General features: G+C 53.0%; 1 protein-coding gene. It reads left to right on the plus strand.

Annotation, left to right across the window (positions count from 1 at the left end; translation table 11 throughout):
• Positions 1–215 (plus strand): hypothetical protein (locus ACO0LB_RS21095; RefSeq protein WP_423052717.1); only part of this gene is annotated, 215 nt, incomplete at both ends.

Below are 215 nucleotides of genomic sequence, written 5' to 3' on the forward strand. Positions count from 1 at the left end.
GCACACCCAATGAGTTTGCAGGTATAGTAGCAAAAGGTGCCTACGAAGACCTCACCAAGGTCCAGCAATGCAGCAACGACTATGATTGCTCAAAAGCCTGGACAAGTCTGCTTGCCACAGTAATCCCTGTTGATCGCGTGTTGACAGGGGTGAGCAAGATAAGTACGGAGGTCAAGACACTGACGGTGGTGGGGGAAGATGCGGCTGTGGCGACG

The organism is Undibacterium sp. SXout7W, assembly GCF_049339385.1.
Classification (GTDB): Bacteria; Pseudomonadota; Gammaproteobacteria; order Burkholderiales; family Burkholderiaceae_D; genus Undibacterium.